The organism is Erwinia sp. V90_4, assembly GCF_029967685.1.
In the GTDB taxonomy this organism is placed as follows: domain Bacteria; phylum Pseudomonadota; class Gammaproteobacteria; order Enterobacterales; family Enterobacteriaceae; genus Erwinia; species Erwinia aphidicola.
Genome location: NZ_JASCAQ010000072.1, coordinates 24,189 through 36,360, shown reverse-complemented (window position 1 = coordinate 36,360; position 12,172 = coordinate 24,189). Strand labels below are relative to the sequence as shown.

4 protein-coding genes are annotated in these 12,172 nt (G+C 61.5%); all 4 read right to left on the bottom strand.

Annotated elements, in window-relative coordinates:
* Nucleotides 1-330 precede the first annotated feature (330 nt).
* The 4 genes from recD to recC all read right to left on the bottom strand — a co-directional run bounded on the left by recD (nt 331) and on the right by recC (nt 12,160).
* Complete coding sequence (recD, locus tag QLG07_RS23260) at nt 331-2,169, bottom strand: exodeoxyribonuclease V subunit alpha (protein ID WP_282470247.1); 1,839 nt, start codon at nt 2,167-2,169, stop codon at nt 331-333.
* On the bottom strand, nt 2,166-5,702 hold the full coding sequence (recB, locus tag QLG07_RS23255; protein ID WP_282470246.1) for an exodeoxyribonuclease V subunit beta: 3,537 nt from the start codon (nt 5,700-5,702) through the stop codon (nt 2,166-2,168). Before recB ends, recD begins: the two co-directional genes overlap by 4 nt.
* On the bottom strand, nt 5,699-8,584 hold the full coding sequence (ptrA, locus tag QLG07_RS23250) for a pitrilysin (RefSeq protein WP_282470245.1): 2,886 nt from the start codon (nt 8,582-8,584) through the stop codon (nt 5,699-5,701). Before ptrA ends, recB begins: the two co-directional genes overlap by 4 nt.
* A 207-nt stretch (nt 8,585-8,791) precedes the next feature.
* Nucleotides 8,792-12,160 (bottom strand): exodeoxyribonuclease V subunit gamma, encoded by a 3,369-nt coding sequence (gene recC / locus QLG07_RS23245; protein ID WP_282470244.1) that lies wholly within the window; start codon nt 12,158-12,160, stop codon nt 8,792-8,794.
* Nucleotides 12,161-12,172 lie beyond the last annotated feature (12 nt).

Below are 12,172 nucleotides of genomic sequence, written 5' to 3'. Positions count from 1 at the left end.
CTCGGGCGGACCCAAACAGCGGTCCGCCCCTACAAAAAAACCTGCAGCAGCCGAATAGCCTGAAGTGAACTGTAGGGGTCGACCATTTTTTCCGGTCGACCCTCGGGCGGACCCAAACAGCGCTCCGCCCCTACAAAAAACCTGCAGCAGCCGAACATCCTGAAGTGAATCGTAAGGGTCGACCCTCTTTTCCGGGCGACCCTCGGGCGGCCCCAAACAGCGGTCCGCCCCTACAAAAAACCTGCAGCAGCCGAATAGCCTGAAGTGAACCGTAGGGGTCGACCATTTTTTCTGATCGACCCTCGGGCGGACCCAAACAGCGGTCCGCCCCTACGCAATCGTCAGGCGCTCTACTAATCCACTCCGGCGCCGGGTGCGCATTTTCACCGCACTGTTAAACACCGCTTTATCGGCGTACAGCGTCAGCTGCTGTTTGGCGCGGGTAATCGCGGTGTAGACCAGCTCCCGCGTTAATACCGGCATTACCTGGTTTGGCAGCACCATCAGCGTGTGCTCAAACTCCGATCCCTGGGATTTATGCACCGTCATCGCAAAAGCCGTATCGTGCGGCGGCAGGCGGCTGGGCTGCACCGCTTTAATCGTGCCGTCCGGCAGCGGGAAAAACACCTTTAGCTGCTGCTCGTCATCCAGCATCGCAATACCAATATCGCCGTTAAACAGCCCCAGCGCGCGGTCGTTACGGGCGATCATCACCGGCCGCCCGGCATACCACTTGCCGTACAGCGCCACATTACGGCGGATAAGTCCGGCGGCACGCAGCACCTGCTCAATGCGCTCATTCAATCCCGCCACGCCAAATGGCCCCTCGCGCAGCGCGCACAGCAGCTGGAAGCGGCTGAAGGCCGACAGCACCTCCGCAGGTGATGCTCCGCTCTTCAGCCGCATCAGATAGTCACGATAGCCCGCCACGCACTCATTCAGCAGCTGCTGATAGTCTTCGCTGCTGCTGAGCGCGTGACGCTTGATATCGCTAAAGCCCTGGGCAAAGACCTGCTCCACCCGCTTCACCTCTCCGGCATTCACCGCCAGTGCCAGCTGGCCAATCCCTGAAGACTCCGTGAAGCGGTAGCTTTTGCGCAGCAGGCAGAGAGCATCGCGCACCTGGGGCGCATCAGCATCGTCCCGCCCTGCCACTTCACAGCCGGTAAGGCGCGACAGTTCGGCGGCACGCTGCACGCTGTAGCCAGACTCGGCACAGCGACAGATATCGCCCAGCACGGCACCGGCTTCCACCGAGGCCAGCTGGTCACGATCGCCGAGGAATATCACCCGGGCCTGCGGCGGCAGCGCGGCGATCAGGCTGGCCAGCATCGGCAGATCGACCATCGAGGCTTCATCCACCACCAGCACGTCGAGGTGCAGCGGGTTCGCCGCGTGATAGCGCATCCGCTGGCTGCCGGGCAGCGCGCCCAGCAGCCGGTGCAGCGTGGTCGCCTCCTGCGGAAAGCTTTTCAGCACCGCAGCATCCAGCTGCAGGCTCTGCAGAGTTTTGCCCAGCGACTCCGTCAGGCGCGCCGCCGCTTTACCGGTCGGTGCCGCCAGCTCAATGCGTGGCGTACCCGGCGACAGTTCGATCAGGCTGGCTAGCAGCTTCGCCACCGTCGTGGTTTTGCCCGTGCCAGGGCCACCGGAAATTACCGCCACCTGCCGCGTGAGCGCCACCGCCGCGGCTATCTTCTGCCAGTCATCAGGCTGCTGACCAAAGTAGCGGTCCAGCGTCAGACGAATAAGCGCCTCTTCCCGCACCTGCGGGATCGGCTGGCGCTGAATAAACTGCGCCACTTCGCCTTCGCTCTGCCACATGCGGTGCAGATACAGGCGCTGCTGGTGCAGCACCAGCGGCGTTGCCGTGCTGCCGTCGCTGACCGCCGGCTGCGCCAGCAGCAGCGTTGACCAGTCGTCCGGTGCGCCCGCCGCCTGCCACAGCGCCTGCGCCAGCTCAGGGTGACGCCCGGCGAAAAAGGCTTCCGGCTGCAGCTGGTCCAGCGGCAGGCAGACGTGCCCCTCTCCCGCATCGCGGCTGACCAGCGCCGCCGCCAGCATCAGCGCGGGCTGCTGCTCAGTTGCCACCATCCGGGCAAACTGCACGTCGAGCGCGCGCAGCAGGCGCAGGCTCTGCGCCTGTTTCAGTAATTCAGCCAGCGTCATACGCCGCTCTCCGCTTGTTTGGCAAACAGCTGGTCGAGCGCCTCGACAAACTCCGGCGCGGGCCGCGTGCTGTAAATGCCATTGCTGGCATCGGTGCCGTCCAGGCCGCGCAGAAACAGATAGATCACCCCACCAAAGTGCTGCTGGTAGTCATAGTCCGCCAGGCGGTGGCGCAGATAACGGTGCAGCGCGAGGGTGTAGAGCTGATACTGCAGATCATAGCGGTGCGACTGCATCGCCTGCGCCATTGCCTGCTGGGTATAGGCGCTGCTGTCTTCACCCAGCCAGTTGGATTTGTAGTCCAGCAGGTAATATTTCCCCTGCCAGCAGAACACCAGGTCGATAAAGCCTTTCAGCATGCCCTGCACCTGATAGAAATCCAGCGGCGGGCAGCCCGCCGACAGCGGGTCCTGACGTACCAGCGCGTCGAGCGCTTCTGCTTTCAGCAGGCGTTCAATCGGCAGGTAGAATTGTAACTCCACCCGGCGCGCATCGGCGGGCAGCTGGTGAAGCGAGACACCACTGTCGTTAAGCGGCGTCTGTAAAATGCGCGTAATCCACTCGCGCACCACCGGCAGCCAGGCTTCATCCAGCCCCTGCCCGCTCAGCTGCTGCATCAGCCACGCATCGTCAACGGCTTCAGTGAACTCCAGCGTTTCAAACAGGCCGTGCAGGAAGGTGCCGGGCGCGGCACCGCGCGGAAAGGTGTGCGGCGTCAACTGCGGCAGCCGCTCGGCGCTGGCTTCGCCGGCGGCATCAACATCAAGCCGCGGCAGCAGGTCCAGTGCCGTCGGCTGCCCGTGCTGCTGCAGGCCGGAGTAGCTGGTGACGCGCCAGTCATCGCGCAGCGTCCGCGCCATCTGCAGGCTGCTGAGGCTTAGCGCCTCCTCCCGCTGCGGCTGCCACGGCGCGTAATCAGGCTCGCCCGGCTCCAGCAGTGACGTGGCTTCGCTTTGCAGCGCGAGCAGAGCAGTGCGCAAGCCCGCGGCATCAGCCGCTTCCCCCCGCTGCACCAGATAGCCCAGCGCGCTGCGGTGCAGATCGCTGTTGCCCTCTTTTTTACGGTTGCCTTTGATCAGCGGCGCAATGCCGACGCTGCAGTGATACACCGAACGGGTCAGCGCCACGTACAGCAGGCGCAGATCTTCCGCCAGCCGCTCCTGCTCCGCCAGCTCCACACTCTCTTCACCCTGCTGCAGATCGAGCAGTGCTTCAAAGGTCTGACGGTCGTGATAGACGCCGTTATCCGCCTCGCGATAGTTCGCCACAAACGGCAGCCACACCAGCGGATACTGCAGCCCTTTAGATTTATGGATGGTCACTATCTGCACCAGGTGGCGGTCGCTCTCCAGCCGCAGCTGCTGATTGGCCACCGCGCTGTCCGGCTGCTCAAGCTGTTGTGCCAGCCAGCGCACCAGCGCATGCTCGCTGTCCAGAGTGGCAGCAGCCTCCTGCAGCAGTTCACCAAGATGCAGCAGATCGGTCAGGCGACGCTCGCCGCCATCGGAGGCCAGCAGATTCTCTGCCATCTGACGCTGCACCATCAGCTCGCGCAGCATCGGCAGCACGCCACGTTTCAGCCAGCGCTGGCGATATCCGGCAAACTCATCCACCAGCGCATCCCAGGCGCGCTCGTCGCGACTCAGGGCATCCAGCGCCAGGGCATCAAGCCCAAACAAACTGCTGGCCAGCGCGCTGCGTAACACTCTCTCCTGCTCCGGTGCCAGCACCGCCTGCAGCAGCCACAGCATCTCGCGAGCTTCCGGGGTGGTAAACACGCTGTCGCGATTGGAGAGATATACCGACGGGATATTCAGGCCGTTTAACGCCTCGCGCATCACCGAAGCTTCGCTGCGGCTGCGCACCAGAATAGTGATATCCGAAGCCTGCACCGGGCGCTGCTTATCGGCTTTACCAATCAGCGCTTTACCCAGCTGGCCGGCGCTGAGCCAGCGACAGATCTGCGCTGCACACTGGCGGGCCATAAACTGTTGGTAATCACTTACCCCCACGCCTTCCCCCGGCTGCAGCCAGAACTGCAATGCGGGCTGCGGCTGGCCATCGAGCCTAAAGCTTAAGGTCTGGTTCGGCTGCGCCGCGGCGACGGTAATAAAGGGGATTTCGCTGAACAGGAACGGATTGTTCTGGCGTAAAAACAGCTGGTTAACGCCGTCCACCATTGCCGGTGAAGAGCGCCAGTTTGTTTCCAGGGTGTAGTGGGCGTTAACTTCGGCGCGCGCCTTCATATAGGTAAAAATGTCCGCACCGCGGAAGGCGTAGATCGCCTGCTTCGGGTCGCCAATCAGCAGCAGAGCGCTGTCGGGCTGGCGCACGTACAGCGTCTGGAAAATGCGGTACTGCTGCGGGTCGGTATCCTGGAACTCATCGATCAGCGCGACCGGATAGCGCTGGCGAATAGCCGCCGCCAATGCCGCACCGCCCGGCTGCTGCAGGGCGGCATCAAAGCGCCCCAGCAGATCGTCGAAGCCCAGCTGCGCATGCAGGCGTTTCTCCTGCTGGGTGACAAAACGCACCTCGTGCAGCGCGCGGGCAATCACCAGGTCACGCAGCGATAGCGGCTCGGCAAGGAAGGCATCGATCTGGTCAAACAGCGCATGGCGCGGCGGTTCACCCTTTTTCGTTTTATCCAGCAGCACGCGCTGGCCGAAGCGCTCAAGATCTTTCGGCACCTCGTAATCTTCCGTTGCCTGCTGCGCCCACTGGCTGATTTTTTCCAGCCAGTTAGGTAAGTGCTTACTGTTGTAGCTACGCCGGTCAACGCCGGAGGCTTCCAGCAGCGCCAGCAGATCGCCCGCCGCCAGCCACGCCTGTTTCAGCGCGTCGATCTGCGCAATGATTTTCGCGTGGCGCTGCTCCAGCGTCTCGTCAGGATGCGGCGCTGACTTCAGCGCGGGCGCTTCGCCCCCCAGCCACGGTGACAGGGTCTTCAGCAGCTGCTCCGGGCCCGCCCACAGCTGGCGCACCACTCTGGCCACCGCCAGCGGTAGCGGGTAGCAGTGGCGGCGCCAGAAGTCAGCAGTCGCCCGGCGGCGCAGCGGGGTTTCATCTTCTATCAGCTGCTGTTCGAACAGCATACCGGACTCGAACGCGTTGAGATTCAGCATGCGCTGGCAGAAGCCGTGAATGGTAAAAATCCCAGCTTCATCCATCTGTCGCTCCGCCGCCAGCAGCATGGAGGCCGCCCAGTCGCGATCGGGCAGTTCTGCCATCAGTACGGAGAGCATCGGGTTGCGGCTCTCGCCGCGCACGCAGGCGATGCGCAACTCGTGAATATTGGCGCGAATACGCCCGCGCAGCTCGGCGGTAGCCGCTTCGGTAAAGGTCACCACCAGGATCTCTTCGACCGACAGCGGGCGGCTGAATGCCGCCTCGCCGCCCAGGCCGAGCAGCAGGCGCAGATAAAGCAGACCGATGGTGAAGGTCTTACCGGTCCCTGCTGAGGCTTCAATCAGCCGCTCACCGTGCAGCGGCAGAGTTAACGGATCAAGCCGCTCAGGCCTCCGTTGGCTCATGGCGTATCCTGGCTCACCGGCAGCGACTGTTGCAGCGTGGAGAGGTCTTTCCACGTGGTCCAGCCCTTCTCTTTGGCATAGTCGGCTTTACCATGGTGGCTGCCGGAAATCTGCGACAGCAGCGCCAGCCCGGTCGGTGCCATCACCGCCTGATGGAAGAAGTCAGCCACCGACTGCGGCGTCAGCGCCTGGATCTGAGCAATCACTTTCTCGCGGGTATCGAACTTGTAGTTCTCGCGGTCAAAGTCTTTGCTAAAGCGCCCGGCTTCTTCATCCAGCGTCTGCGGACGCTGCTTCAGTTCGTTGATCATCGCGGCCTGATACTGGGCAAAGTCCGCTTTGCTCATCTCACGCAGGCGTTTTTCCGCCGTGGGGTAGAAGGCTTTAAAGCGGCTCAACAGGAAGGCAGGCTGCTTGACGTTGCTCTGCAGCAGGAAGCCAATGCCCCACTGGCGGCCGACCGGCATCTGGAAAGCAAACACCGCATAGCCCAGCTGCTCTTCGGTGCGCAGCTGATTGTAGAACCACGGCTGGATAATCTGGCTCAGCATCGCGCTGCTGGCCATGCTCTGGTACTCCTCAAAGCCGACCGGGACGTAGACCGCTGCCAGCGCCGAATCGGTGCTGCTGCCCGCCTCCTGCAGGTTAGCCAGCGTTGGCTTCGTGATGGTGACGTGCTCACTGTGCCACCACTCATGGCCTTCACAGTTGAGCTGGGTTTTCACCTCGGTGGCCAGACTGCGCACCGCATCCGGGGTCATATTGCCGACCACCATTAGCTCCGGCGCAGACTGCTCCAGCAGCATTTTGCGATAGTCCATCAGCTGTTGCAGGCTGATGGTTGCCACCAGCTTGCGGCGCTCGCTGCGCTGGGTGTAAGGCAGTTGGGAAAGCAGCTGCGCAGGCTGGATAGCCAGCTCAAAGGCTTTGCCTTTGTCTGCCGCATCCAGGCGTTCCAGATACCAGGATTTCGCCTGTTCCAGCTGCGCCTGAGTCGGCGTGAAGCTGGTGTAACCCTTCAGCAGCTGGCTCATCAGCTTCGGCAAGCGCTGGGTAAAGCCGGTAGCGCTGAAGGTCACGCCGTCGTCTTCGCTGGTGGAGAAGCTAATGCCGCCCACCGACGCCTGCGAGCTCAGTTCATCCAGCGCGACGCCCGCCAGGTAGTCATTCAGCGCAAACATCACCTGGTTCTGTGCCGTGCTCATCGCAGCCTTATTGCGCAGCGCAAGGGTGATATTGGCCTTCGGCTCGTCCGCGTAATACTGGCTTGGCATATAGAACACCCGCAGCCCTTGCTGATTCATCAGCTCTTGCGGACGCGCATAAGCCTTATCGGCCTTGATCAGGCTGAAATCATCGGGGATATACGGGTTAAGCACCGGCAGCGACAGTTTGATTTTATCGCTTTCCACCTGCCAGTCCTTAAAGCGCTGGGCGCTGATTTTGTCGACCTGATAGGGGGCATCAACAAAGTAGGCGGTTTTATTGTGCGGCTCTTTCGGGCTGATAAACCAGATGCGCGCGTTTTCCGGCGTCATGCCGTCCAGCCGGGCTCCGATCGCTTGCGCATCGTAGTCATCGGCGATATACGGGGCCACCAGCGTATCGGCGACCGGAACGCGCAGCATGGTGTCCACCAGCCATTCAATGTAGTCCATATCGCGGGTGATCGACGGGTAGCGGAAATCGAGATCCAGCACGTGCGCCACTTCATCAAAGTAGCGCTTATCAATCCCCTCGGTGCGCAGCTGGTTGAGGTAGCTGAATACCGCCGCAATCACCTCATCGCGATTCGCCTGGCCTTTATCGGTTAGTGAAATCGCAATCGAGAATACGCCGCCGTTACGGTCGATAACCGGGTCGGCCCCGGCACTGATCGAATCGGCCAGGCCCTGGTTTTGCAGCCAGTCTGACAGCGTGTTTTTGCTGCGGTTGCCAATCAGATAGCCAATCAGCGTGTCGGTTTTACTGCGGAATTTATCGCTGTTGTTATCAATGCGGAATTCGATTTTCAGCTGCTTGCGCGGCTGGGCCGGCACGTAGTGAATAATGATGCCTTTTTGCTTATCGGTCACCACCGGCACGCTAATATCGGGTACCGTGGCACGGTGGTTGGCGACACGGCCAAAGGTCGCCGCAGCAATTTTTTGCAGCTCTGGCAGCGGCTGATTGCCGTAGATCACCGCCTTCATCAGGTTGGCGGAGTAGTAGCGATGATAAAACGCGGTCAGCGCATCGTGCAGCTTGCTGCCGGGCTTGTCGCGCAGGGTTTCCAGATTACCGCCGGAGAAGCGTGAACTCGGGTGCTCGGGGTTGAGCGTTTCCGCACCAACCTGCGCCATCCGCAGCCCGTCACGCGAACGCGCCATCGTTAGCTCGGCATTAACCGCATGGCGTTCACGGTCGGCATTCACCGGGTCGAGCAGCGGTTCGGCGATGGCATCGGCCAGGCGATCGACAGCGGGCTGCAGCGCATCGTTTTCCACTTCCAGGTAGAACGCGGTGCGGTAAGACGCGGTGCTGGCGTTGTGGCTGCCGCCATGTTTTTTGAGGAATTCAGCAAGGTTATCCGGCTGCGGATAGCGTTTTGACCCCATCAGCACCATATGTTCCAGATAGTGCGCCAGCCCAAGCTGGTCGGTGGGGTTTTCCAGCGAACCCACCGGCAGCGTCAGCGCCGCCAGCGATTTAGTGGCTTGCGCATCGGAAACCAGCAGCACGGTCATGCCATTGTCTAACTTGATGGCCTGGTACTGGCGAGGATCCTTCTCACTTTTGCGGATAGTTTCAGTAATCGGTTGCCAGCCATCCTGCGCCTGAACCAGCGGGGCGAACAACGTGACGGAAACAAAACAAGCTAACCAGACGGCATAACGACGCATTCAAACTCCTCAACGGGCTGTTATTCTCCGGCTTCCTGCCGGTTGAATATCGGCTTACAGATTTCAGCGCACGGCTGTGTCACGCACGCTAAGTCATCAGGCTGTGTCCCGCAATTTTGGCGCTACGACCGCACCACGACCCATTGCGGGACACAGCCTAAATCAAAAACACTACAGGATGTCAGCCTGAATGTCCTGAAAACATGGTTAATCCGGGCGATGATGCTGCAATAACGGTAATAGCCAGCGTTCGGCCTGTTGAGTCATCTCCTGCACGCCGGTCTCATCCAGCGAACGCAGCAGGCGTTGCAGATACGGGTCGCTGCCCTCACCGTCAATTTGATAATTGCCCTGCCAGCACTGTAACAGCTTCGCCCGGGCTTTTTTCTGCGTGGCATCATCGCGCTGCACCACGCCGGTTTTATCATCAAAACACTCTTTGAGCCAGGCCCCACCGGAAGCGGTGAGCAGCAGCGGGGCACACATGCCCAGCCGGTAACCGTCAATATAGTGAGCCAGCAGCTGCAAAGCCTGCTCTGCTGGCAGCGGCGGGAAGCGCCACTCGCTCTCTTTGCGCCCCATCATCACGCTGCTGCCGCTGCCGCCCAGCGCGCAATACACCAGGTGTTCCAGCCAGAGCGTCAGGCCATCGTTAAAGTTGAGAATGCCGGGCCGCCAGCGCAGCAGGCCGTTATCCTGCACCTGCGTCAGCCAGCCGCTTAACGTCAGGCCGCCGATCTCCAGCGCAATTTCCCAGCTTTCTGCAGCGGCACGCTGTTCACGTATGCGCCCGGCCAGTTCACTCATCTCCTGCTCCTGCTCCTGCCAGAACAGTTCACCAAATGCCCCGTAGGGCAGCGCCCCGGCGGCACGCTGGCGCGCGTACAGACGGTCACTCTCGCTGCCGTCGATCAGGCTGTTCAGCAGCTGTGCGTTGACCTGATAACGGCTGAGACCGTCGAGGGAGAACGGCTCCGCATCCGGCAGAGCGGTCTCTTCCAGCTGGAAGCTGACGCCGAGGCGCAGGCTGAAGAATGCCCGCACCGGGTGGCGCCAGAAGCGCACCAGCTTGTCAAAGCTCAGTATCTCTTCGCTTTCATCCGGCAATGCCTGCATAAACGGGGGATGTGCCGTACCGCGGGCGGCGGCGGCGGGCAGCCACTCGGCGGCAAAGCTGCGAAACTCCGCCTGCTCACGATAATTCTCTGCCGCAAACGGCATGCGGCTGTGCAGATGGTGCAGATGGTCGATCAGCGCCTCAGCGCTGCTATCAACATCTTTGTCACGATCGGCGGCCAGGCAGAAGCTCTGACTGATGTACTCCACTAATTCACTGACCAGCACTGAAGGATATCGTTCGGTATTATCCTGAATCGAGCGGCCGATATAGCTGATGTACAGCTGCTGCTGTGCGGAGTTCAGCGCTTCAAGGAACAGGTAGCGGTCATCGTCGCGGCGGCTACGGTCGCCCTTCTGCGCCTGCTGGTTCATCAGGTCAAAACCGAGCGGCGGCAGCGTACGCGGGTAAACGCCGTCGTTCATGCCCAGCAGGCACACCACCTTAAAGGGAATGGAACGCATGGGCATCAGGGTGCAGAAGTTGACCGGCCCGGCGAGGAAGCGCTGGCTGATTTGCTGCTGATCGAGGCGCGCCGCCAGGTCGTCACGCAGGATGGTCAGCGGTACCGCCGGCTGATAGCCAGCCTGCACCCCGTAGGCGATCGCCTGCTGCCACTGCTCTTCAATCAGCGCCAGCGCCGCTTCGGTTTCGGCATCGCGGGTAAAGAAGTCGTCAAGCAGCTGACGGCACAGCGGCAGCCACTCCGGCAGCGGGCGCGCCTCGCTCAGCCACTGCCGCCAGCGGTGCAGTTGCGCGAGGAGTTCCGCCAGGTTGCCCGCCAGTTCAGCAATCAGCCCGCTCGACTCGTCATAGGGCAGGATGCCCTGCCAGTCCCCCGCTTCGCTGTTCATCGCGTAGCCGAGCAGCATGCGCGTCAGGCCGAAATGCCATGTGTGCTGGCCGGTGGCGGGCAGCTCCAGCTCGCGCACGTTGTCATCATCCAGCCCCCAGCGAATGCCGGATTCCCCTACCCAGTGACGCAGCAGGCGCAGCCCCTCTTCATCGACCGCAAATCGGGCGGCCACGGCGGGCACTTCCAGCAACCCCAGCACCTCTTCGGCGGTAAAGCGGCTGTCCGGCAGGCTGAGCAGGGAGATAAACGCCTGCAGCGCCGGATGCGCCTGGCTGGCACTGCGGTCAGAAATTGCGAATGGCAGCGCGCGCTCTGGCGGGGCATTGCCAAATACCGCCTGGATAAACGGCGTGTAGGCGTCGATATCCGAGACCATCACGATGATATCGCGCGCGGTGAGGCTCGGGTCGGCGTCCATCATCGCCAACAGCCGGTCCTGTAACACTTCAACCTCGCGCTGCGGGCTGTGGCAGAGGTGAAGAGAGACCGAGCGGTCTTCCGCCGCCAGCACGCGCTTGCTGCTGCTGCTGGCCCACTCACTCTGCTTCAGGCCAATCGCCGCATGATCTTCCAGCTCCAGCAGGTCGCGCTTTAACGTTTGCAGCAGGTTTACCGGCTCGATGTCGACAAAGGCGAAAACTTCGTTTGGCTCCATTTGTGCCAGCAGATAGAGATTGTCACGCCCGAGCTTCCCCCAGGAGGCCAGCAGCGGATTGCTCAGCTGCTGCTCGCCATCGGCATTGAACAGCGAGGAGGCGTTCTCGACGTCGCGGAACTGCGGAATTTCACGGTTGTCCTGATAGTGGCGGCGGTTACGGCTTTGCAGCTTCGCCAGGAAGCCGTAGTCCTGAATATCGCCCCAGTAGTGACGGCAGGGGTTAGTGAACAGCAGGTGGATATCAATGTGTTTGCCCAGCGCCTGCAGTGCCTGGAGATAGACGGGGGGCAGCGCGGAGATACCGCAGATAAACACCCGGTCCGGCAGGTTGGGTGGGCGCGTGCTGTCGCTTTCCAGCCTGGCGATAAAGCGCTGATAAAGATTGGCACGGTGCCATTCCGGCTGGCCGAGCTGATGGGTATATTCCACCAGCGCCGCCCACAGCGGAGCCTGCCAGATCTGCGCCTCGCCCAGCCCGTCAACCAGCTGCCCCTGCTGCCAGCTGTTCAGCCACTGCGGGCGATAGACCAGATACTGGTCAAACAGGTCGGCAACGCGGGAGGAGAGCTGGAACAGCTTACGCTTGTCGTCATCGTCGCTAAGGTAGTGGCGCAGCATGGTGAAAGCGTCGTCCGCCAGCATCGCGGGCAGGATCGCCATTAGCTTCCAGCTCATGCTGGATTTGTTAAATGCGCTCTCTTTCGGGATCTCCGGCAGGACGCGCACGAACATATCCCAGATAAAGCTGGCGGGCAGCGGGAAGTCAATGTTCGCCGCAATGCCAAACTGTTCGGCCAGCGACATCTGGAGCCACTGCGCCATACCCGGGCTCTGTACCAGTACCACCTCCGAACAGAGCGGATCGCGCAGCGGCTGGTTTTCAATCTGCCAGCAGGCCAGCGTTTTTAACAGATCCAGCTGATTGGAGTGGTAAACGGTAAACATGTCACGGTCCTT